The 20697-nt window shown below is 63.6% G+C and carries 20 protein-coding genes; 10 read left to right on the top strand and 10 right to left on the bottom strand.

The features are described from left to right. Positions 1-126 precede the first annotated feature (126 nt). Genes ppc through gloA2 form a run of 3 tightly spaced genes read left to right on the top strand, consistent with a single transcriptional unit; the run spans position 127 to position 3595 of the window. Complete coding sequence (gene ppc / locus GPA25_RS19285; protein WP_169262030.1) at positions 127-2865, top strand: phosphoenolpyruvate carboxylase; 2739 nt, start codon at positions 127-129, stop codon at positions 2863-2865. Between the two features lie 29 nt (positions 2866-2894). Further along, positions 2895-3173: a SemiSWEET transporter gene (locus GPA25_RS19280; RefSeq protein WP_169262029.1), complete on the top strand. Its 279-nt coding sequence runs from the start codon at positions 2895-2897 to the stop codon at positions 3171-3173. Then, positions 3170-3595 (top strand): SMU1112c/YaeR family gloxylase I-like metalloprotein, encoded by a 426-nt coding sequence (gloA2, locus tag GPA25_RS19275; RefSeq protein ID WP_169262028.1) that lies wholly within the window; start codon positions 3170-3172, stop codon positions 3593-3595. Before GPA25_RS19280 ends, gloA2 begins: the two co-directional genes overlap by 4 nt. Positions 3596-3601: 6 nt before the next feature. Here gloA2 and GPA25_RS19270 read toward each other — a convergent pair whose 3' ends face one another. The 6 genes from GPA25_RS19270 to GPA25_RS19245 form a co-directional block, all read right to left on the bottom strand. Then, positions 3602-4219 carry a glutathione S-transferase family protein gene (locus GPA25_RS19270; protein ID WP_169262027.1) on the bottom strand — a complete coding sequence of 206 codons (618 nt, stop codon included), beginning with the start codon at positions 4217-4219 and terminating at the stop codon, positions 3602-3604. Positions 4220-4347: 128 nt separating this feature from the next. Next, a complete protein-coding gene (locus GPA25_RS19265) occupies positions 4348-7725 on the bottom strand; it encodes an EAL domain-containing protein (RefSeq protein WP_169262026.1) in 3378 nt (1125 codons plus the stop codon). Positions 7726-7745: 20 nt separating this feature from the next. Next, positions 7746-8144 (bottom strand): response regulator, encoded by a 399-nt coding sequence (locus tag GPA25_RS19260; protein WP_169262025.1) that lies wholly within the window; start codon positions 8142-8144, stop codon positions 7746-7748. A gap of 3 nt (positions 8145-8147) precedes the next feature. Then, the gene (locus GPA25_RS19255; RefSeq protein WP_169262024.1) at positions 8148-9629 is read right to left on the bottom strand and encodes a PAS domain-containing sensor histidine kinase; all 1482 of its coding nucleotides are present in this window, start codon (positions 9627-9629) and stop codon (positions 8148-8150) included. Positions 9630-9780: 151 nt separating this feature from the next. Continuing rightward, positions 9781-11154 carry a DNA repair protein RadA gene (gene radA, locus GPA25_RS19250; protein WP_169262023.1) on the bottom strand — a complete coding sequence of 458 codons (1374 nt, stop codon included), beginning with the start codon at positions 11152-11154 and terminating at the stop codon, positions 9781-9783. Next, entirely contained in the window at positions 11154-12071 is a 918-nt protein-coding gene (locus GPA25_RS19245) for a LysR family transcriptional regulator (RefSeq protein ID WP_169262046.1), read from the bottom strand. Before GPA25_RS19245 ends, radA begins: the two co-directional genes overlap by 1 nt. 175 nt (positions 12072-12246) lie before the next feature. On the opposite strand from GPA25_RS19245, the gene lplT reads away from it, so the two are divergent. Beyond that, on the top strand, positions 12247-13497 hold the full coding sequence (gene lplT, locus GPA25_RS19240; RefSeq protein WP_169262022.1) for a lysophospholipid transporter LplT: 1251 nt from the start codon (positions 12247-12249) through the stop codon (positions 13495-13497). A 113-nt stretch (positions 13498-13610) separates the two neighbouring features. On the opposite strand, the gene GPA25_RS19235 is transcribed toward lplT, so the two are convergent. The 4 genes from GPA25_RS19235 to GPA25_RS19220 form a co-directional block, all read right to left on the bottom strand. Further along, positions 13611-14462: a uracil-DNA glycosylase gene (locus tag GPA25_RS19235; protein ID WP_169262045.1), complete on the bottom strand. Its 852-nt coding sequence runs from the start codon at positions 14460-14462 to the stop codon at positions 13611-13613. 29 nt (positions 14463-14491) lie between these two features. Next, positions 14492-14917, bottom strand: a complete 426-nt coding sequence (gene rimI / locus GPA25_RS19230; RefSeq protein ID WP_169262044.1) for a ribosomal protein S18-alanine N-acetyltransferase — start codon at positions 14915-14917, stop codon at positions 14492-14494. Between the two features lie 26 nt (positions 14918-14943). After that, on the bottom strand, positions 14944-15636 hold the full coding sequence (tsaB, locus tag GPA25_RS19225; RefSeq protein WP_169262021.1) for a tRNA (adenosine(37)-N6)-threonylcarbamoyltransferase complex dimerization subunit type 1 TsaB: 693 nt from the start codon (positions 15634-15636) through the stop codon (positions 14944-14946). Between the two features lie 104 nt (positions 15637-15740). Beyond that, complete coding sequence (locus tag GPA25_RS19220) at positions 15741-16121, bottom strand: hypothetical protein (protein ID WP_169262020.1); 381 nt, start codon at positions 16119-16121, stop codon at positions 15741-15743. A 210-nt stretch (positions 16122-16331) separates the two neighbouring features. Here GPA25_RS19220 and ompR point away from each other — a divergent pair, with 210 nt between their 5' ends. The 6 genes from ompR (at position 16332) to GPA25_RS19190 (ending at position 20512) form a co-directional block, all read left to right on the top strand. Next, positions 16332-17069 carry an osmolarity response regulator transcription factor OmpR gene (ompR, locus tag GPA25_RS19215; RefSeq protein ID WP_169262019.1) on the top strand — a complete coding sequence of 246 codons (738 nt, stop codon included), beginning with the start codon at positions 16332-16334 and terminating at the stop codon, positions 17067-17069. Positions 17070-17133: 64 nt separating this feature from the next. Continuing rightward, positions 17134-18501 (top strand): ATP-binding protein, encoded by a 1368-nt coding sequence (locus GPA25_RS19210; protein ID WP_246265885.1) that lies wholly within the window; start codon positions 17134-17136, stop codon positions 18499-18501. A 34-nt stretch (positions 18502-18535) separates the two neighbouring features. Further along, complete coding sequence (locus tag GPA25_RS19205) at positions 18536-19144, top strand: septation protein A (RefSeq protein ID WP_169262017.1); 609 nt, start codon at positions 18536-18538, stop codon at positions 19142-19144. Continuing rightward, positions 19144-19443, top strand: a complete 300-nt coding sequence (locus GPA25_RS19200; RefSeq protein WP_169262016.1) for a YciI family protein — start codon at positions 19144-19146, stop codon at positions 19441-19443. The genes GPA25_RS19205 and GPA25_RS19200 overlap by 1 nt, the downstream gene beginning before the upstream one ends. Beyond that, positions 19440-19730, top strand: a complete 291-nt coding sequence (locus GPA25_RS19195; protein WP_169262015.1) for a BolA family protein — start codon at positions 19440-19442, stop codon at positions 19728-19730. Before GPA25_RS19200 ends, GPA25_RS19195 begins: the two co-directional genes overlap by 4 nt. After that, positions 19730-20512, top strand: a complete 783-nt coding sequence (locus tag GPA25_RS19190) for a peptidylprolyl isomerase (RefSeq protein WP_169262014.1) — start codon at positions 19730-19732, stop codon at positions 20510-20512. The genes GPA25_RS19195 and GPA25_RS19190 overlap by 1 nt, the downstream gene beginning before the upstream one ends. Positions 20513-20697: the final 185 nt, after the last annotated feature.

Below are 20697 nucleotides of genomic sequence, written 5' to 3'. Positions count from 1 at the left end.
GGCATCGCATCAACGCTCACTCCCTGGCGGTGATGCCGGTTTCTTTTTACACCCATGGCCGCGTCGCGCGGACGACCTCCCCGCGGCGCGCCTTCCGCTTTCCGGAGCCCCGCTTTGACCTCTGATGTGAGCACTGACAAGGACCAGGCCCTGCGTGACGACATCCGGCTGCTCGGCCGGCTCCTCGGCGACACCGTGCGCGCCCGCGAGGGCGAGCATGTGTTCGAGGCGATCGAGCGCATCCGCCGCGATTCGATCCGCTTCCATCGCGACGACGACCACGGCGCGCGCAACGAACTCGAAGCCGCGCTCGATGCGCTGTCGCGCGACGACACCCTGCACGTCGTGCGCGCCTTCAGCTATTTCTCGCATCTCGCAAACCTTGCCGAAGACCAGCACCACATCCGCCGCTCGCGCGCGCACCTGATCGCCGGCTCCGCGCCGCGCGAAGGCAGCCTCGCGCACGCGATGAACCGTGCATTCGACGCCGGCCTCGACGCCGCCGCGCTTGCGGACTTCTTCGCCACCGCGCAGGTCGTACCGGTACTCACCGCGCACCCTACCGAAGTGCAGCGCAAGAGCATCCTCAACTGCCAGACGGCGATCGCCCGCCTGCTCGACCAGCGCGACCGCATGACGCTCACGCCCGAAGAGCGCCGCGAGAACGACGATGCGCTGCGCCGCGGCGTGCTGACGTTGTGGCAGACGCGGATGCTGCGGCCGGCGAAATTGTCGGTCGTCGACGAAGTCACGAACGGCCTCGGCTATCACGAGACCACCTTCCTGCGCGAAGTGCCGCGCCTGTATGCGAGCATCGAGGACGAGCTCGCCGCGCGCGATGTCTATCTCGCGAATCACGAATTGCCCGCATTTCTGCAGGTCGGCAGCTGGATCGGCGGCGATCGCGACGGCAACCCCTTCGTCACCGCGCCGATGCTCGAACAGGCCCTCGCGATGCAGTGCGAGCACGTCATCGACCACTACTTCGACGAGCTCGAGATCCTCGCCTCGCAGCTCTCGCTCGCCTCCTTGCTCGTTCCGGCCTCGGACGAACTGCTCGCCCTCGCCGACGCCTCGCCCGACTGCTCGCCGCATCGCAGCGACGAGCCATACCGCCGTGCTGTCGCAGGCATCCGCGCGCGCCTCGCCGCGACACGGCGCGCATTGCTCGGCGGATCGGCTGCGACCGATGCGGTCCGGCCCTACGCTAGTCCGCAGGATCTCGCCGAGGATCTCGCGATCGTCCATCGTTCGCTCGTCGGCAACGGCTCGGGCGACCTCGCTCGTGGCCGACTCCGCAGCATCCGGCGCGCCGTGTCGGTATTCGGCTTCCATCTCGCACCGATCGACCTGCGACAGAACGCCGAGGTGCACGAACGCGTCGTCGCCGAACTCCTTGAAGTCGCGCATCCCGGCACCGATTACCTCAAGCTCGACGAATCGGCCCGCATCGCGCGCCTACTCGCGGAACTCGCGACCGCGCGGCCGCTCAACTCCCCGCATTACGCCTACACGGATGAGACCGCCTCGGAACTCGCAATCTTCCGCATGGCGCGCGAAGCCCATCGCCGCTATGGTGTCGCGTCAGTGCCGAACTGCATCATCTCGAAGGCCGACGGCGTCTCCGACATGCTCGAACTCGCCGTCCTGCTCAAGGAAGCGGGCCTCCTCGACCCGCGCGCCGGCACGCTCGCGGTGAACGTGATCCCGCTGTTCGAAACCATCGCCGACCTGCAGGCAAGCGGACCGGTGATGGACCGCCTCCTGGCCCTGCCCGCGTGGCAGCGACTGCTCGCCTCGCGTGACCGGACGCAGGAAGTCATGCTCGGCTACTCCGACTCGAACAAGGACGGCGGCTTCCTCACCTCCGGCTGGGAACTCTACAAGGCCGAGATCGCGCTCGTCGACGTCTTCCACCGCCAGGGCGTGCGCCTGCGCCTCTTCCACGGCCGCGGCGGCTCCGTCGGACGCGGCGGCGGCCCGAGCTATCAGGCCATTCTCGCGCAACCCGGTGGCGCGGTGCAGGGCCAGATCCGCCTCACCGAACAGGGCGAAGTCATCGGCGCGAAGTATGGAAACCCCGAAGTCGGCCGGCGCAACCTCGAAGTGCTGGTCGCAGCGACGCTCGAAGCGAGCCTGCTCTCTGGTGGAGAGGCGGCCCCGCGCCCCGACTTCCTCGCCGCAATGGACGAACTCTCCGAATCGGCCTTCCGCGCCTACCGCTCGCTGGTCTATGAAACGGACGACTTCGAGCAGTACTTCCGCGAATCGACGATCGTCGACGAGATCGCCCAGCTCAACATCGGCTCGCGTCCTGCCTCGCGCAAAAAGAACACCGCAATCGAGGACCTGCGTGCAATCCCCTGGGTGTTCAGCTGGTCGCAATGCCGCCTGATGCTTCCCGGCTGGTACGGCTTCGGTTCGGCCATCGCGGCCTACTTGGAACGCCACGCCGCCGCCGGCCTCGACCGCCTGCAGGCGATGCACCGTGACTGGCCGTTCTTCGCGACCCTGCTGTCGAACATGGACATGGTGCTCGCGAAGAGCGACATCGCCATCGCCAGCCGCTACGCCGGCCTCGTGCGCGACGCCGCGCTACGCGACGCGATCTTCCCGCGCATCCGCGCAGAGCACGAAGCGACCGTCGCCGCGCTGCTCAAGATCACCGGCCAGCACGAGCTCCTCGACGCCAACCCGCTGCTCAAGCGCTCGATCCGCAACCGCTTCCCCTACCTCGACCCGCTCAACCACGTCCAGATCGAACTGCTGCGCCGCCATCGCGACGGCGCCGACGACGAGCGCATCCGTCGCGGCATCCACCTGTCGATCAACGGCATCGCCGCCGGACTGAGGAACAGCGGATAGTCCGCCCGCCCCACGCGACCACATTGGCCATGAACCCGACCGACGCCATCGGCTACCTCGCCGCCCTCCTCACCACGGCTTCCTTCGTGCCGCAGGCGCTGCATATCTGGCGCACGCGCGACGCCCGCGCAATCTCGCTGGGGATGTACTCCGTGTTTTCGACCGGCGTCGCGCTGTGGCTCGCCTACGGCGTGCTGGTCGGATCATGGCCGGTGCTGCTCGCGAACGTCGTCACCTTGTTCTTCGCGCTCAGCATCCTCGTCATGAAGATCCGTTACGACCGGGAACGCCGGGGGCAACGCAAATGAACGGCGTCGGGCTCGCACGCTTCCATCACGTCGCGATCATCTGTTCCGACTACGCGCGCTCGAAGGACTTCTACTGCGAAGTGCTCGGGCTGCGCGTGATCGCGGAGACGTATCGCGCCGAGCGCCGCTCGTACAAGCTCGACCTCGCGCTACCCGACGGCGGCCAGATCGAGCTTTTCTCCTTTCCCGAGCCGCCGGCGCGCCCCTCCCGCCCCGAGGCCTGCGGCCTGCGCCACCTCGCCTTCGCTGTCGCCGATCTCGACGCCAGCGTGCGCCAACTGGCGAAACGTGGCGTCGTCGTCGAGCCCATCCGCCTCGACGAACTCACCGGGCGCCGCTTCACCTTCTTCGCCGACCCGGACGACCTGCCGCTCGAACTCTATGAATCGACGTCCTCGGCGATCCCTGCGGAGAATCGCTGAGCGGACTCACGGCTGCGTCTTCTTCCACGCCTCCAGCGCCTGCATCCGTCCGAACCAGTCCTTCATCTGCGGGAAATCGCCGACCGGCAGCTTCAGCGCCTCGGTATAGGTAAACGACGCCGCGACTGTCAGGTCCGCGAGTGTCAACGTCTCGCCGACCAAGAACTTCTTCCCCTTAAGGCTCGTATCGAGCACTTGCAGAAAACGGCTCACCTGCTCGTAGGCACGGTCGACCGCCGGCTGATCGGGCGGCCCGAGCTTCAGCATCGCCTTCACCAGCACTTCCCACACCAAGGTAAACATGTTCGGCATCAGGTGCCCGACGTCCCAGCACTGCCAGCGCGCAATGTCCGCACGCTCAGTCTCGTTACGGCCAAGCAGGCCCGCCTCCGGCTTCTTCGACGCCAGGTACTGCGCGATCGCGCGCGACTCCCACAGCACCAGATCGCCGTCCACCAGCGTCGGCGTGAATCCGTTCGGATTCAATGCGAGGTATTCGGGCGTTTTCTGCTCGCCCTTCGTGATGTCGACGACCTGCTGCTCGTCGAACGCGATGCCCAAATACGCCGCGGTCAGCTGCACCCGACGCGAGTTCGGCGAAGCCGGGAAATGGTAGAGCTTCATCTGGCACCTCCTTGGATTGAGCGGCGCGGCGGCAAGTCCCCGTGGCCCCCAGAAGTCCGCCCGGTCGCTGGTTCAGCCTAGCGCATGAGCGCAGGCATGCAAGCTGCACCCGACATCCGCGCTGACGATCACTGAAGCTGCACGCTGGCCAGACTGTCGCGCAGGTAGCCGACCACCTCATCCGGCGGCAAGGGCTGACTGATCAGATAGCCCTGCAATTCGTTGCAGCGGAACAGGCGCAGGAACTTGGCCTGTTCCTCCTTTTCGACCCCTTCGGCGATGACCTTCAGGCCGAGCGAGTGCGCGAGCGAAATGATCGTCGACACGATCGTCATGCTCTCGGGCGTCGCCGCCATCGTGTCGATGAAGGACTTGTCGATCTTCAGCGCGTTCACCGGCAGCTTCGAGAGATAGCCGAGCGACGAGTAGCCGGTGCCGAAATCGTCGATTGCAATGTCCAGCCCCAGCCCGCGAATCTCCGACAGGCGCAGGATATTGTCATCCAGATCCGTCATCAGCATGCTCTCGGTAATCTCGAGATCCACCGATGGCGCCTCGCCATTGCAAGCCTTGATCGCAAGACGCACCGAATCGACGAAGTCCTTCTGTTGCAGCTGGATTGCCGACACATTCACCGCGACGCGGGGTGGATCGATGCCCTCGATGCGCCATTTCTGCATATCGGCCAGCGCCTTGCGGATCGCCCAGGCACCGACCTCCAGAATCATCCCGGTTTCCTCGAGGATCGGAATGAACACGCCCGGCTGCACCACCCCGCCCTCCGGGTCGTTCCAGCGGATCAGCGCTTCGAGCCCGGTGACGCGTCCGCTCGCGCCGTTCGTCTTCGGCTGGTAATACAGCACGAATTCGTCGCGTTCCAGCGCCTGACGCAGCCGGTTTTCCAGTATCAGCGTCTCGGCGATCAGCGCGTTCATCTCCGGTCCGTAGAACAGGAAGCCCAGCCCGGCCCCCTTCGCCTTGCGCAACGCCACCTCGGCATTCTTCACCAGCGTGTCGGCATCCTCATCGCCGCCGGAGAACACCGCAACGCCGGCCGACATCGACAGGCGCAGCTCATGCTCGCCCACCACGATCGGCTGCTTGAGCATTCCGGCAGCGGCATTCTCGATCGAGTGCGCGATCTCGGTGAGTTCCCGCCCCCCCGCATGGATCGCGGCGAACTGGTCCCCGGCGATGCGAGCCACGCTGGTCCCGTCCGGCCACGCCGCCATGAAGCGCTGTGCCACTTCGCGCAGCACCCGGTCGCCGACCTGACGCCCGAAAGTGTCGTTGATGTTGCGGAAGCGGTTGACGTTCCATAGCACGACAGCGACCTTCTCGCCCGGATGCTTGCGCGCCGTCTGCAAGGCCTGACCGAGGGATTCCAGCAGGTGCGCGCGATTGGACAGGCCCGTCAGGACGTCGTGATACGCAAGATAGGCGAGCAGGTCCTGCTTGCCGATGTACTCGAGCGCAAAGGATACGTCGTTGGCAAGTTCCGTAAGAAGCTCCAGCTCCTCGCCGGTGAAGAAATCGGGTTCGCGCGCATAAAGCACCATCACCCCGACAACCTTCTCTTCAACCACCAGCGGCAAGGCGATCAGTGATTGATATCCGCGGCGTAGTGCCTCCGCGCACCGGCTTCCCGCCTCGCTGACCTTCGACAAGTCGTTGATGAAGACGGGAATGCCGCTCAGCACTGCCCTACCTACAGCCTGCCGCGCAAATGGGCTGTCGCTGCGCACCGACAGGCGCTCCGTCCCCTGCGCCTCATCGATCCCCGCCCAAGCCACCGGGATCAGCTCCATCGCCTCGGGGTCGAACTCGCCGATCCAGGCAATGCCGAATTCACCCTGCTGCACGGCGATCCGGCAGGCCTCGCCGAACAACTCCTTGCGATCGTGATTGCGCACGATCGTCGAATTGATGCCACTCAACACCGCATAAACCCGCGTCAGGCGCACGATGCGCTGCTGCTGGGCATTGCGTTCGAAAAACTGCCCGATCTGCCCGCCCAGTGCAGTCAGCGTCTCGGCCAGACGCGTGTCCGGCCCTGACGCCTTGCGGCTGAAAAACTCGATGATCCCGGCAACCCGGCCACGCACGACGATCGGGAACGCGCCCCCAGAGCGGAAACCCGCCTGTAACGCATCGCGACTCCTGGCGACGTCCGGCTCCGCCTGCAGATCGGACAACCACACCGGTGCGCCGGAGGCCCATACGCGACCGGGAATCCCGACTTTGCGCCTGAACGTCATCTGTCGCGTATTCGCGACGAAGATCGAGCAAAGGTCGTCCGGTTGGCACCAAGCTTCGAGACAACGCAGCATTTGCCCCGGCTCATCCACGCTCCACAGCGCTCCTGCGGCGAATTCCAGTTCGCTGCAGACCACCTCGAGCAGGAGCGGCGCCGCTTCTGCGATCGTCCCCGCGTCGTCGAGGATGCGGGCGACGGTGTATTGCGCTGCCAGCTGTCGTTGCGCGCGCTCGCGATCGACGATTTCCGCCTCGAGTTCGCACGCATAGGCCTGGACCCTGCGGTACAGACTGCCGTTTTCGTAGATGCGGCCCACCTGGGCCGCAAGAATGCGCAGGAGTTCTTCATCTGCATCGGTGAAGCCGGTCTCGCCCACTTTGTTGCCGAGACAGATCCAGCCGTACGCACTCGTCAGCGAAGTCACCGGTGCCGCGATGAGGGAATGCAGCGGCGGGTATCCGGCAGGAAGGCCACTGAGGGCGTCTTGTCCCTCGGACAGCTCCAGGCGCTGAACCTGCTGGGACCGATACACCTCGCCCGCCACGCCTGCATCGAAGTGCAACGGCCCCATCGCCGCCACCACCGCGGGATCGACCCCGCAGTGGCCCACATACGCAAGCGCGTCGCTACCTGCCACACGCACTGCAATGCTGCCGTACTCGGCTCCGATCAACTGCCGGGCACTCGTGCACACATGGTCGAGCAGTTGCGACGTATCGCGCTGCGACGCGAGCTGCAGATTAAGTGCGATCAAGGCCTGGAGCTTGTCATTCGCGCACTGCAGCTCCGCCACCTTCTCCGACAACTTGCCGGTAATCAGCTGCAGATGCTGCCGATCGAACTCGGGCGGCGTCGGAGCCTCGGCCTGCCCGGCCTCCGCAGCCTCGCTCAGGACTCGCTTCACCACCGCGATGATGTCTTCCGGATCGCTCGGCTTGGTCAGAATCTCGGCCACCCCGCAGGCCTGAGCCAGCTGCCGCGCTTCGGCTTCGAGGTAATACGCGGTATAGAAAATCACCGGTGTCTTGGCGATCGCCGGATCTGCGCGAAGCTGGCGTACGAACTCATAGCCGTCCACCTCCGGCATCAGGATGTCGCAGATCACCAGATCGGGCGCCTCCCGACGCACCAATGCGAGTGCGGCGACCCCATCCGCTGCTTCGATCACCCGGTGACCAAGCGCCTTCAGCACCGTCGCCAGCAGTTCTCGGTTCGTTGGAACGTCATCAACGACAGCAATGTTTGCCATGCCTTCCGTCCGCTCCGTCCTCATTCCCCTTCCGGCCGCCGCCCGCGCAGCGCTGGCGGCAGGAAGAGTTCCATCTGCGTGATAAAGGTTTCAGGCTCGATCGGCTTTGAGAAATAGCCGTCGAACCCTGCGGTCAAGACCTTCTCGCGATCACCCATCATCGAGAACGCGGTGACGGCGATCACCGGAACGCATTGCAGATTCGCGTCGAGCTTCAGCGCCTCGAGCACCTCGTAGCCATTCAGATTGGGCATCTGCAGATCACAGACGATCAGATCCGGCCGATCTCGCCGCGCGACCGCGACTGCCACCTCGCCATTCCCCGCAGTCAGCGTGCTGTAACCATTCGCCTCCAGCAGGTAGCGCATCAACTCCATGCTGGCCGGGTGATCCTCGGCAATCAGTATTCTTGCAGCCATCGCTCAGATCTCCGTCACGACGAGTGTAAACACGCAGCCTTCGCCATACGTGCTGCGACATGTCAGCGTCCCGCCCAACAATCCCGCCAGCGTGCGGCTAAGGTGCAAGCCAAGGCCCGTCCCCTCCACACCCTTGATGCGTGACGCCTGCCCCTGCACGAAGGGCTCGAACAGCGTCGCCAGTTCATCCTCACGAATCCCCGGTCCGGTATCCTGAACGCTGAACTCCAAGCGCCGCTGTCCGCCGAAGTCACCCGCCGACAGGCCCATGCGGACGCTGCCGCGTTCGGTGAACTTGATCGCGTTATTGGTCAGGTTGATAACAATCTGACTCACGGCCCGCCGGTCCGTTCTGAACACCACCGGCTCCACCGGAACGTCGAGCTCGAGCGCCACGTCCTTGGCTACGGCCTGCGGTCTCAGGGTCGCGGCGACCTCCTCGATCAGTGCATTGCAGTCGACCAACTCGGGATGCAGCTCCACCTTCCCCGCCTCGATCTTCGCCAGATGCAGCAAATCGTTGATCAGGGCCAGCAGATGGCGCGCACTGCCGCGAATGATCTCCAGCTGATGCGTCTGGTCCGCGTTCAGCTCTCCCGGTAGCTTCATCAGCAGTGTTCCAGAGAAGCCGATCACCGCATTCAGCGGCGTGCGCAGCTCATGGCTCATGCTCGCGAGGAAGCGATCCTTCGCACGGTTCGCGTTTTCCAGTTCGAGGTTCTTTTCCTGCAGCGCCTGCTCGAAGCACTTGCGTTCGCTGACGTCACGAACCGCGCTGATCACCACCGGGGTCTCCTCGCTCATCAGCGGACTCAGGCTGATCTCAACGGGAAACTCGCTGCCGTCCTTGCGCAAGCCGAACAGTTCCAGCCCCGCACCCATCGCGCGGGTGCGCGGCTGGGAGAAATAATGCGAACGGTGTCCCTTGTGTGAGGCGCGAAAGCGCTCGGGCAACAGATCCTCCACCGGACGGGCGCGCAATTCGCCCGGCGCGTAACCGAACAATCGTTCCGCCTGGCTGTTCGTGACGAGAATATGGCCGGTCGAGTTGGCGATCACGATGCCGTCGGGCGTCGATTCGAGCAAATCACCGAAGCGTGCTTCGAGCGATTTGCTGTCCCGCCGCACCTTCAGCTGCGTGACGTCCTTTTCCGAGAACAGCACCTGGCTATCCGCTGCCGAACCGTCGCCCATCCGCTTGCCGGAAATATCGACGTAGATCAGCGTGCCGTCCTTTCTCCGGCGCAGGGATTCGAACGTACCCCAACCCGCCGCGAGCGTCTCGGCAATGAAGCCCCGCTGCTCATCGGCCCGCTCCGCGATCACCACCAGTTGATCGAGCCCGCTCCCTACTGCTTCCGCGCGCGAGTAGCCGAACATCCGCTCCGCGCCAGGACTCCATTCGAGCACCACGCCGACAGCGTCAACAAGGATCAGCGCATCCGGTGTATCGGCGATCCAGCCATGATCGGGGCTCTCGGACATTGGAAAATCCTCCGCATGACGCCCAACTGCCGAAGCGCAATGTTTCGACCGACAGGAAGCCCTGTCCCTGGATCGTCAATGACACTTTAGCGAAACCCTGTCAGGAATACGAATGATTTGCAATAATTAACTTAGATGCCTGCCGGGATGGTCAAACCTCCAGCTCGCGCGCCTGCTCGATGGCTTCCTCGATGCGGTCGGCCGCAATCACCCGCATGCCGGCGATCGCCTGTTTCGGCGCATTCGCCTTCGGAATGATCGCGACGGAGAAGCCCAGCTTCGCCGCCTCCTTGAGCCGCTCCTGCCCGCGCGGTGCCGGACGGATCTCCCCCGCCAGTCCCACCTCGCCGAACACCACCAACTCGCGCGGCAACGGCCGGCTGCGCAGCGACGACACGATCGCGAGCAACACCGCAAGGTCGGCCGCGGGTTCGGTAATCTTCACGCCGCCCACGGCGTTGACGAAGACATCCTGATCGAAGCACACCACGCCCGCGTGGCGATGCAGCACGGCCAGCAGCATTGCAAGCCGGTTCTGCTCCAGACCGACGGAAAGGCGCCGCGGGTTCGGACTATGCGCACCGTCCACCAGCGCCTGGATCTCCACCAACAGCGGCCGCGTGCCCTCCTGTGTCACAAGCACGCAGCTGCCGGCCACCTGCTGGCTATGCTGCGACAGGAAGATCGCCGATGGATTGCTCACGCCGCGCAAGCCGCGTTCAGTCATCGCGAACACGCCCAGCTCATTCACCGCCCCGAAGCGGTTCTTGAACGCCCGCACCAGGCGGAAGCTCGAGTGCGTATCGCCCTCGAAATACAACACCGTATCGACGATATGTTCCAGCACACGCGGTCCGGCCAGCGTGCCGTCCTTGGTGACATGGCCCACCAGGATCAGGCTCGTGCCGCTCTGTTTCGCGAAGCGTGTCAGCTGCGCTGCGCATTCGCGCACCTGCGCGACCGAGCCGGGTGCTGACTGCAGCGCTTCCGAATACACCGTCTGGATCGAGTCGATGACCGCGATGCGCGGCCGTGCGTCCTTCAGCGTCGCAAGAATGCGCTCCAGATTGATCTCGGCCAGCAACTGCAGGCCCGTCGGATCGAGCTGCAGACGCTGCGCGCGCAATGCAACCTGCTCGCCCGATTCTTCGCCGCTGACGTAGATGGCGGGGTGGCGCGCTGCAAGGACGGACAAGGCCTGCAGCAGCAGCGTCGACTTGCCGATACCCGGGTCCCCCCCGATCAACACAACGCCACCCGCCACCAGCCCGCCACCCAGAACACGGTCGAATTCTTCGATGCCCGTCGGTGTTCGCGGTTCCTCGCGCGGCTCAAGCTCGGCCAGCGTCTGCAGCTTTGCGGTAGTGCCGGCGAGCGCCGCAAAGCGGCTGCCGGCTCCGCCCCCCTGCTCCACCACAGTCTCGACGAGCGTGTTCCAGCCCTTGCACTGCGGGCACTGCCCCTGCCAGCGCGGCGCCTGTCCGCCGCATTCCGTACAAACGAAACTGGTCTTGGCCTTCGCCATCACGCCGTCTCGCCGGCGGCGGCCATATGCTGCAATTCCGCAACGGCATACTCGGCAAATGTCGTGATGAGGCGCGAGCGAAACTTGTCGCGCGGCACGATCACCTCGAGCGGCGTATAGATCCGCGGTTCGAGGGGAATCGCAACCAGGCGTCCCTCACGGATGTCGCGCTGGATGGCTGCGCGCGATGCGATCGCATAGCCGATCCCCTCGGCGGCAAGATGCTTGACGGTCGCGAGGCTGCCCAGCTCCGCAGACACCGTCAGCTGATCCACGCCGATACCGGCCGCGGCGAAAAACTCCTCGGCAAGGATGCGGATGCCGTTTCCCGGATCGCGCGTGATGAATGGATGATCCCGCAGGTCTGCAGCGGTGAGCTTGTCGTATTTTGCGAGCGGATCACCAGGACGACAGATCACCAGCAACTCATCGCGCGTCGCCGCGAGTCGCTCCACGGCCGGCTGCTCGGAGGCGATCTCGATCAGCGCAAGATCCAGCTCGCGCGACGCGACGCGATCCTCGGTGAGCTGCGAATTGCCCACCACCACGCGCGGAATCACTCGCGGATACTTGCGCTTGAAGCCCTCGAGCAACTGCGGCAGCCAGTACGCCGCAATCGTCGTGCTGGTGCCGATGTTGAGGGAACCACCGAGTTCATCGGTCAGCTCCGACACCCGCGATTCGAGCTCATCCGACAGATCGAGGATCCGCTCTGCGTAGGCCATCACCACCTCGCCCGCCTGGGTCAGGCTGACTTTCCCATGGCCACGCTCCAGCAACCGCGTGTTGAAATGCTCTTCCAGCTGCTTGATCTGAAACGTGACCGCCGGCTGGGTCATGAAAAGATGTTCGGCCGCGCGGGTAAATGAACCGTACTTGGCCACTGCGCTGAAAACCTGCAGTCTGCGATCAGCCATGGCTACTCCATAAGTTTGATTTATAACCTGCATTAAAGCACATGTTGCTCTGATGCGCTGCAGCACCCCTGACGCCGCACAATGGCGTCGACACTGACCATGAGGCAAATCACAACAAACTGACGACGGTCGTGATATAAACCGGCCTTTACATAAGTAACGGCTCCCCGCACCGATGCGGCTCGGTTTCTACATCATCATGGCGGCGCAGTTTTTTTCCGCGCTGGCCGACAACGCCCTGCTGATCATCGCGATTGCGCTGCTTCGCGATATGGCAGCTCCGGCAACATACGAGCCGCTGCTCAAGCTGTTCTTCACCGTTTCCTACGTCGCACTCGCCGCCTTCGTCGGCGCGTTTGCCGACTCGATGCCCAAGTGGCGGGTGATGCTGATCAGCAACACCATCAAGATCGGTGGCTGCCTGATGCTGTTTCTCGGTGCCCATCCGCTCTTCGCCTACGCAGTGATCGGGCTTGGCGCAGCAGCCTACTCGCCAGCCAAGTACGGCATCCTCACCGAATACCTGCCACATCGCCTGCTGGTCGTCGCGAACGGCTGGATCGAGGGCCTGACGGTGGCCGCCATCATTCTCGGAACCGTCGTCGGCGGCGTGCTGATCCGCCCGGACGTTGCCGAATGGCTAGCCGATCTCGGGCTGCCGCTGCTCGACAACGCCTTCCGCGCGACGATCGCCGTAGTCGGCCTGTTCTATCTGATCGCCGGGGTCTTCAACCTGTACATTCCCGACACCGGTGTCGATCACAAGCCGCTGAAGAACAATCCTGTCTATCTCGTACACGATTTCGCCCACTGCCTGAAACTGCTGTGGCGCGACAAGCTTGGCCAGATATCGCTTGCCGTCACCACCCTGTTCTGGGGAGCCGGCGCAACCCTGCAGTTCATCGTCATCAAGTGGGCCGAGCGCAATCTCGGCTTCGATCTCTCGCAAGCGTCGATGATGCAAGGCGTGGTGGCGCTGGGTGTCGCGCTCGGATCGGTGCTGGCTGCGCGAATGATCAGCCTGCGTCGTTCGGTCGAAGTGATTCCGCTCGGCATTGCGATGGGGCTGGTGGTGATCGTGATGGTGGTCGTGACGCAACCGCCGCTCGCCATGGCCCTGATGGTGCTGGTGGGCGCGCTTGCCGGATTCTTCGTCGTCCCGATGAATGCCCTGCTGCAGCATCGCGGGCATATCCTGATGGGCGCCGGACACTCCATCGCGGTGCAGAACTTCAACGAGAACCTGTCGATCCTCACCATGACCGGCCTCTACGCCCTGCTTATCATGACCGGCATGTCGATCAATGTGGTCATCGTGCTGTTCGGGCTCTTCGTTGCCGGCGCCATGTACATGGTCAAGCGCCGCCACGAACTGAATCAGCGCGCGTTCGATTCCGTGACGCTCCTGGAAGACCACAAGCACTAGCTGCAGGGCGTGGCGGCGGGAGCCTGAGGCCATCGCGGGTCAAGCAGCGCCTGGACAACATCCTTCAACAGCGTTCCGGCACGCCCCCACGGCGTTCCCGGGCCGCCCGGCAACTACGCTTCGCCGCCGCTTCCCTGCATCACACGCCTGGCAAAACACAGATCCTCCCAGGCCTTCGCCTTGTCCGCCTGGTTCCTGAGCAGATAAGCCGGGTGATAGGTCACGACCACCGGCGTATCGCGGTAATGGAAGATCCGCCCGCGTGAAGCACCAATGCTGATCTCGGTGTCAAGCAGCGCGTGCGCAGCGGGGCGACCCAACGCAACGAGCAAGCGCGGGCGCACAAGCTCGATCTGACGCGCCAGATAGGGCAGACAGGTCGCAATCTCGTCCGCTTCCGGTGTGCGGTTGTGTGGCGGGCGGCATTTGACCGCATTCGCAATATAGACGCCTTCTCCCCGCTTGAGGCCAATGGCAGAAAGCATCGCGTCGAGCAACTTGCCCGCCGGCCCGACAAAGGGTTCGCCGCGCTGGTCCTCTTCCGAGCCCGGTCCCTCTCCCACCAGCATCCAGTCGGCGCGCCGATCGCCTACACCGGGGACTGCCTGTTTGCGTCGTTCGCACAGGCGACATGCCTGGCAGGCGCGAATCTCCGCTTCGAGTTCGTCCCACTCGAGTGCGGCAATGCGCGCGACACGGACCGGATCGGCAGAATGCGTCGCCACGGCCGCCGGATGTTGCGACGCTCGCGCGGGTTCCGAACGCGGAGCGGTTGCAGGAGCCCGTGGCGCATCGGCGAGTGGGGGACGTGTCGGACGCGGGTTCGGGGCAGTCCGCAGGGCGATTTCATCCGCCGCGAGCACGTCAGCCGGTACCGATGTCACAACGGACTCCGGCGCAGGCGGCGCGTCAATTACCTCTGCCCCGGTTGCGCTGCGCAGGCGCCAGATCGGCGCGAGACCCATCTCGCGCAGGACGCCTTCACGCCGTTGACTCACAGATCACGCCTCATCACGATTGCGTCCTCCCTTTGCCCGTCCGGTGCCGGGTAATAGCGTTTACGCCGTCCGACAGCTGCGAAGCCGTGGCGGTGATACAGCGCCAGTGCCGCGTCGTTCGAGGGGCGCACCTCGAGAAAAAATTGCGAGCACCCAAGTCGGAGGGCTTCGCCAAACAGATGGTGCAGGAGAACCCCACCGACCCCGCCGCGCTGGGCGTGGCGTGCGACGCTGATATTCAGCAGATGAGCTTCGTCAATGACCGTCAACATCACTGCATAGGCAATTCGCTCTTCCTGCCGCCGCATCACCCACGCGCTGTAACCGGCGGTGAGGGAATCGGTGAAATTGCCATGTGTCCACGGAAAAGCATGCAACTCCCCCTCATTCTCGACTACCCAGGGAAGGTCACCATCAGTCATTGGCGCAAAGTCGAAGATCACCGGCGTCACGCCCGCCCTCCGCGTGCCAGACGCTCCGCGGTGGTCAGCGCAACCTTGTCACGCACGTAAAGCGGGGCCGCCTGTTCCGGCGGCACGAGGCCGCCTTGGCCCGCCATGCGCGCGGCAAGGCGCGCCACGTCGCCAGCACGCGGCACGCCGTCGGCGTTGCGACCACTCAGGCGGTCGAACACGGTCGCGGGAATACGGCCTTCGTATGTGCGCAACGCAGAACCGATGGCGAACCACTGGCCCGCCGGCGGCAGAGTCAGGAGATCCGGAGGGCAGCAGGCAGGCGGCGCGATTTCGAGCGGATACCCATCCTGCAGGCAATAGGCGGCGGTATACACTTCACCCATGCGCGCATCGGTAAGGACGTAGATCGACTCCCCGGTGCCTTGCAGCGCCAGGGCTGCGAGACTGCAAACGGGCGCCACGCCAAGGTCGGCCCCCATCGCAAGGCCTTGCGTTACGCCGCAAGCAAGCCGCAGACCGGTGAAGGCTCCGGGCCCAGCCCCGAATGCCATGGCATCGAGCGCGTTCAACGCAATCCCCGCGTCGGCCAGCAGCGTTCGCAGTGTGGGAAGCAGTCGTTCCGAATGATTGGCGTGCCCTTCAAGCGTGCGCTCGACGACTTCACCGTCGATCAGCAGGGCGACACTCGCGTGTTCGCACGAGGTCTCGATGGAAAGGATTTTCATAGGCCGGCTATTTTACCGATAGCCGGCCCTCGAAGGTGACGCACGTCAGTGCCCAAAGCCCCGACTGTTGATCCGCGGTGCGCACAGCGAGCGCGTCCGCGGTCTCAGCGCTGTTGATAAGCGCCGCGAACAGCTTCCCGCAGTTCCTGATTCAGGGCATCGCGCCGCTCCTGCGACATACGCGGCCGCGCGGCCGGCGCTTGCGGAAAATCGGCGCCACTGATCAGTGCGCGGCGTAATTCTGCGCGACGCTGATCCGGAGTATTGTGATAGATAATCAGCGGTCCTCCATCAAGCGATGGAGTTGATGCGCGATCGCGGGCAAGTCCCGGGGTCGATACAAGTGCGGACGCGAGCGCTGCGATCAACACGGCGCTCGTACTGACAACGCGCCCACTGACGGCGTTGCGTAACATAAGCCCGACCCCACCAGCTCGAAAAGCCGGCGGAATGGGAAAGATGGCAGCGAGTCCGGAACCTTTCATGACCTTTTCGACCTGAATGCCGCGTCACATGCGAACAACTCTAAAATACCTTGATTTCAGTATTTACGGGCGTCTCGGGCCCGCAATATGCGGCGACTCTGTAAGGAGGTGTTGCGTATTTCCCAAGCGCTTACGAAACGTTACCCGGCAACCCCGTTTGATTACCCGTGGCGCTAGCCTGCCAAAAACTGACGGGATAGGATGTGAACTATGAACGCCAAAATCCGATATCGAGTGTTGTTGGTCGACGACGACGCGCGCCTGCGCGATTTGTTGTCCAGGTACCTGCAGGAGCAGGGTTTTACCGTCAAGGCTGTCGTGGATGCCGGATCGATGGATCGTGCGCTCCACCGTGAGCACTACGACGTCATGGTTCTGGATCTGATGCTCCCGGGAGAGGACGGTCTGACGATCTGCCGGCGCCTGCGCGCCGATCAGAATGCCATCCCGATCATCATGCTGACTGCCAAGGGTGATGATGTCGATCGCATCATCGGGCTTGAAATGGGGGCGGACGACTATCTCGCCAAGCCCTTCAACCCCCGCGAACTGGTCGCGCGCATTCATGCCGTGATGCGCCGTCAGCCGCCGAGCCTGCCCGGCGCGCCGACGATCGAGGACGAAGTGGTCAGGTTCGGCCGGGTCCAGGTCAATCTGGGCGTGCGATCGCTGACCCGCGACGGCGAAGAAATTTCACTTACCACCGGCGAATTTTCGCTACTAAAGGTCTTGCTACAGCATCCGCGCCAGCCCCTGTCGCGCGACAAACTGATGGAACTGGCGCGTGGGCGTGAGTACGGCGTCTTCGATCGCGCAATCGATGTCCAGGTCAGCCGCCTGCGCAAGCTGGTCGAAGAGGACCCGGCCAAGCCGCGTTACATCCAGACCGTCTGGGGCTTTGGCTACGTGTTCGTGCCGGATGAATCAAAGCCTGCCAGCGACAACTGATCCCTCACCGATCGGTGAAGGAATCAATCCTGATACTGCACCGGGTGTGCGGCGGCGACCTGCATTGCTGCCGCGCACACTGCTTTGGCAGACCTTTTTCCTGATTGCGTTGCTGTTGACCCTGGCGCTGGCAACCTGGTCGCAGATTTTCCGGCACTTTGAGGATCCCGCGCGCGCACGCGATCTCGCGCAGATGGTTGCAAGCGTCGTCAATCTCACGCGCACCGCTCTGATCAACGCCGAAGTGCAACGCCGCACCGAACTGCTGATCGAACTTGCTGCGCTTGAGGGAATTCGCATCTATCCGGCCGAACCGACGGACGAACTGCGCCCACTCCCCGATACGCGCTCGATGCGTCTGCTGACGGATGAAGTCCGGCGCCAACTCGGTACGCACACGCGGTTTGCGGCCCGCTGGAAGTCGCTGGACGGTTTCTGGGTAAGCTTTCGGCTCGATCCGGACGATGCGCAGGATTTCTGGGTGATGCTACCCTCCGAACGGCTCGAACAGACGCACGCGATCGAATGGCTCATCTGGGGAGGCGGAGCCTTGCTGGTCGCGCTGATCGGTGCGTATCTGATCGTTTCGCGCATCAGCGTGCCGCTGCGAAATCTGGCGCGCTCGGCGCGCGTGGTCGGCAGCGGGCGTACGCCTCCACATCTGCCCGAAACCGGCCCCCTCGAGATCGCCACCGTGGCAAAGGCATTCAACCAGATGGCTGGCGACCTCGCGCGCACTGACGCCGATCGTGCCTTGATCTTGGCCGGGGTGTCGCACGACTTGCGCACTCCGCTTGCCCGCCTGCGCCTCGGCATCGAAATGTCCGGTGCGCCGGAAACCGATGTGCTGGCAATGGTCGCCGATGTCGAGGAGATGGACCGCATCATTGGCCAGTTCCTCGACTTCGGCCGCGGCGAGCCGCAGGAACCGCTGCAGGAACTGGATCTCGTACGCCTTGTCTGCGAGCTCGCCGAACCGTATCGTCTGCGCGGGATCGACGTTGCGGTGGATGTTCCGAAACGCTTGATCACGCCGGTACGCGCCCTGCCCTTGCGGCGCGCCCTGCTGAACCTGATCGACAACGCCGTGCGCTATGCCGGCGAAGACAAGCCTATCAGCATCAAGCTTGCAAATCGGGAGGGCGAGGCCCTGATCGAGGTTGCCGATCGCGGGCCCGGAATCCCGGAGGCGGACATGGACCGGATGCGCCATCCCTTCACCCGCCTCGAGGACGCACGCACAAACACCAAGGGTGCAGGGCTGGGTCTGGCGATCGTCGAGCGGATTATTGCGTCGCACGACGGTCGACTCGAACTGCGCACGCGTGACGGTGGTGGCTTGCGTGCCATCATCCACCTTCCACTCGAGCGGACGCGCGCGGCGCGCGCCCGAGGGATCGCCTCCGGGAATACCGCGAGCGAGCAGCTCTGACGGTTGTTGTCACTAATCGCTATAATCTCGCCGCATGAAGATTCTTTTCGATTTGCTTCCCGTCATTCTTTTCTTTGCCGCCTACAAGGTTGCCGGTGGCAACCAGGCCGCAGCCCACGATCTTGCGTCGCGCTGGCTCGGTGACGGCATCGAGCTTGCCCAGGCGCCCATCCTGCTTGCCACGCTGGTGGCCATTCTCGCTACCGTCGGTCAGATCGCTTGGGTATGGCTTCGGCATCGCAAGGTCGACACGATGCTTTGGGTCAGCCTTGCGATCATCGTGGTATTTGGTGGCGCAACATTGATGTTCCACAATCCGACCTTCATCAAATGGAAGCCGACGGCGCTGTATTGGCTATTCGGCGGCACGCTGGTCGTTTCCGAACTCGTCTTCCGGCGCAATCTGATCCGCAAGATGCTGGAGGCGCAGGTTCGGCTGCCCGACGTGGTATGGGGGCGTCTCAATCTCGCCTGGGCGACATTTTTCAGCGCGATGGGGGTCCTGAACCTCTACGTCGCTTTTAATTTTCCCGAGGAAACCTGGGTCAATTTCAAGCTGTTTGGTGGCATGGGGCTGATGCTTGTGTTCGTCGTCGCCCAAGGCTTCTACCTTTCCAGACATGTCCAGGAGGAAACGACCTGATGTTTTATGTATTGACGGGTGAAGATGCGCCCGGCAAGCTCGATGTCCGGATGGCAGTCCGGCCCGGTCATCTCGCCCGGCTTGAGGCCTTGCGCGATGAAGGGCGCCTGCTGGTCGCGGGTCCGATGCCAGCCATCGACTCGCCGGATCCCGGGCCGGCCGGATTTTTCGGCAGTCTGATCATCGCCGAGTTCGCCTCGCAGACGGAAGCAGAAGCGTGGCTCGCCGCCGATCCGTATGTCATCGAGGGCGTGTTCGCCCGCACCAGTGTGCGACCATACAAGAAGGTTCTGCCATGAGCGTCATCGACGAAATTCGTCAGCGGCTTGCCGTTCTTGACCCGGTGTCGATCGAAATCGAGGACGACAGCGCACTGCACGCCGGCCACGCCGGTGCACGGGGCGGTGGCGGTCATTACAGTATGACTATGGTCTCAAATCAGTTTCAGGGCAAGAACACGGTGGCGCGCCACCGCCTGATATACGGCGCGCTTGGCGAGTTGATGCGTACGCGCATCCACGCACTCGCGATTCGCGCCCTGACGGCCGAAGAGGCCAGCATTCAACTCACCCAGAAGGAACTTTAATGAAACGTTTTCCCAGCCGCCTTGCCCTCGGCCTCATGGCCGGCCTGATCGCCCACGCAGCCGGTGCGGCTGCGCCCACGGCGACGGTCAACGGCACTGCAATTCCCACAACGCGCGCGGATGTCATGTTCAACGAACAGCGCGCGCAGGGTGCGCCGGACACCCCCCAGCTGCGTGATGCGGTTCGCGAGGAACTCATCCGTCGCGAAGTGATGGCCCAGGAGGCTGCCAAGAAGGGCATCGACAAGAAGGCCGATGTGCTGGCCCAGATGGATCTCGCTCGTCAGGCGGTGCTGTTGCGCGCCTACATCCAGGACTTCGTCAAGGCGAATCCGGTGACCGAGGCCGAGCTCAAGAAGGAGTACGAGGGCATCAAGAGCCAGATGGGCGCGAAGGAATACAAGCCGCGTCACGTGCTCCTCGAAACCGAGGAAGAGGCCAAGTCCGTCATCACCAAGCTCCGCGCGGGCGAAAAGTTCGAGACCCTGGCCAAGCAGTCGAAGGATCCGGGCTCGAAGGATAACGGTGGCGACCTTGGCTGGAGCAACCCCGGGATGTTCGTGAAGCCCTTCTCCGAGGCGATGGTGAAACTCGAAAAGGGCCAGTACAGCGCGACGCCGGTAAAGAGCGATTTCGGCTATCACGTGATTCAGCTCGACGACGTGCGCGACCTCAAGGCTCCGGATTTCGCCGAAGTGAAGCCGCAGATCGAGCAGCGTCTTCAGCAGCAGAAGATCGAAAAGCACATCATGGAACTGCGGGGCAAGGCTAAAGTCCAGTAAGCACGACTGAGATAGAAAAGGCCGCCTCGTGCAGACGAGGCGGCCTTTTTTTGTGACCTGACCCGTCCTGAAAGAAGTTGACACCTTTTCTGGAAAGAAAGGGGAAGTCAGATGGAAACGGGGATTAAGAGGACACAGCGGGACTACACGCTGGCTTTTAAACTGGCGGTGGTGGAGCAAGTAGA

Source organism: Aromatoleum diolicum, from assembly GCF_012910955.1.
GTDB classification, from domain to species: domain Bacteria; phylum Pseudomonadota; class Gammaproteobacteria; order Burkholderiales; family Rhodocyclaceae; genus Aromatoleum; species Aromatoleum diolicum.
This window is presented reverse-complemented; position numbering and strand designations above follow the sequence as displayed.

What these genes read in the sequence shown, in the direction of transcription:
- GPA25_RS19280 (WP_169262029.1), top strand. Translation starts at nt 2,895, where the DNA reads ATGAACCCGACCGACGCCATCGGCTACCTCGCCGCCCTCCTCACCACG.
- gloA2 (WP_169262028.1), top strand. Translation starts at nt 3,170, where the DNA reads ATGAACGGCGTCGGGCTCGCACGCTTCCATCACGTCGCGATCATCTGT.
- GPA25_RS19270 (WP_169262027.1), bottom strand. Translation starts at nt 4,219, where the DNA reads ATGAAGCTCTACCATTTCCCGGCTTCGCCGAACTCGCGTCGGGTGCAG.
- GPA25_RS19265 (WP_169262026.1), bottom strand. Translation starts at nt 7,725, where the DNA reads ATGGCAAACATTGCTGTCGTTGATGACGTTCCAACGAACCGAGAACTG.
- GPA25_RS19260 (WP_169262025.1), bottom strand. Translation starts at nt 8,144, where the DNA reads ATGGCTGCAAGAATACTGATTGCCGAGGATCACCCGGCCAGCATGGAG.
- GPA25_RS19255 (WP_169262024.1), bottom strand. Translation starts at nt 9,629, where the DNA reads ATGTCCGAGAGCCCCGATCATGGCTGGATCGCCGATACACCGGATGCG.
- radA (WP_169262023.1), bottom strand. Translation starts at nt 11,154, where the DNA reads ATGGCGAAGGCCAAGACCAGTTTCGTTTGTACGGAATGCGGCGGACAG.
- GPA25_RS19245 (WP_169262046.1), bottom strand. Translation starts at nt 12,071, where the DNA reads ATGGCTGATCGCAGACTGCAGGTTTTCAGCGCAGTGGCCAAGTACGGT.
- lplT (WP_169262022.1), top strand. Translation starts at nt 12,247, where the DNA reads ATGCGGCTCGGTTTCTACATCATCATGGCGGCGCAGTTTTTTTCCGCG.
- GPA25_RS19235 (WP_169262045.1), bottom strand. Translation starts at nt 14,462, where the DNA reads ATGGGTCTCGCGCCGATCTGGCGCCTGCGCAGCGCAACCGGGGCAGAG.
- rimI (WP_169262044.1), bottom strand. Translation starts at nt 14,917, where the DNA reads ATGACTGATGGTGACCTTCCCTGGGTAGTCGAGAATGAGGGGGAGTTG.
- tsaB (WP_169262021.1), bottom strand. Translation starts at nt 15,636, where the DNA reads ATGAAAATCCTTTCCATCGAGACCTCGTGCGAACACGCGAGTGTCGCC.
- GPA25_RS19220 (WP_169262020.1), bottom strand. Translation starts at nt 16,121, where the DNA reads ATGAAAGGTTCCGGACTCGCTGCCATCTTTCCCATTCCGCCGGCTTTT.
- ompR (WP_169262019.1), top strand. Translation starts at nt 16,332, where the DNA reads ATGAACGCCAAAATCCGATATCGAGTGTTGTTGGTCGACGACGACGCG.
- GPA25_RS19205 (WP_169262017.1), top strand. Translation starts at nt 18,536, where the DNA reads ATGAAGATTCTTTTCGATTTGCTTCCCGTCATTCTTTTCTTTGCCGCC.
- GPA25_RS19200 (WP_169262016.1), top strand. Translation starts at nt 19,144, where the DNA reads ATGTTTTATGTATTGACGGGTGAAGATGCGCCCGGCAAGCTCGATGTC.
- GPA25_RS19195 (WP_169262015.1), top strand. Translation starts at nt 19,440, where the DNA reads ATGAGCGTCATCGACGAAATTCGTCAGCGGCTTGCCGTTCTTGACCCG.
- GPA25_RS19190 (WP_169262014.1), top strand. Translation starts at nt 19,730, where the DNA reads ATGAAACGTTTTCCCAGCCGCCTTGCCCTCGGCCTCATGGCCGGCCTG.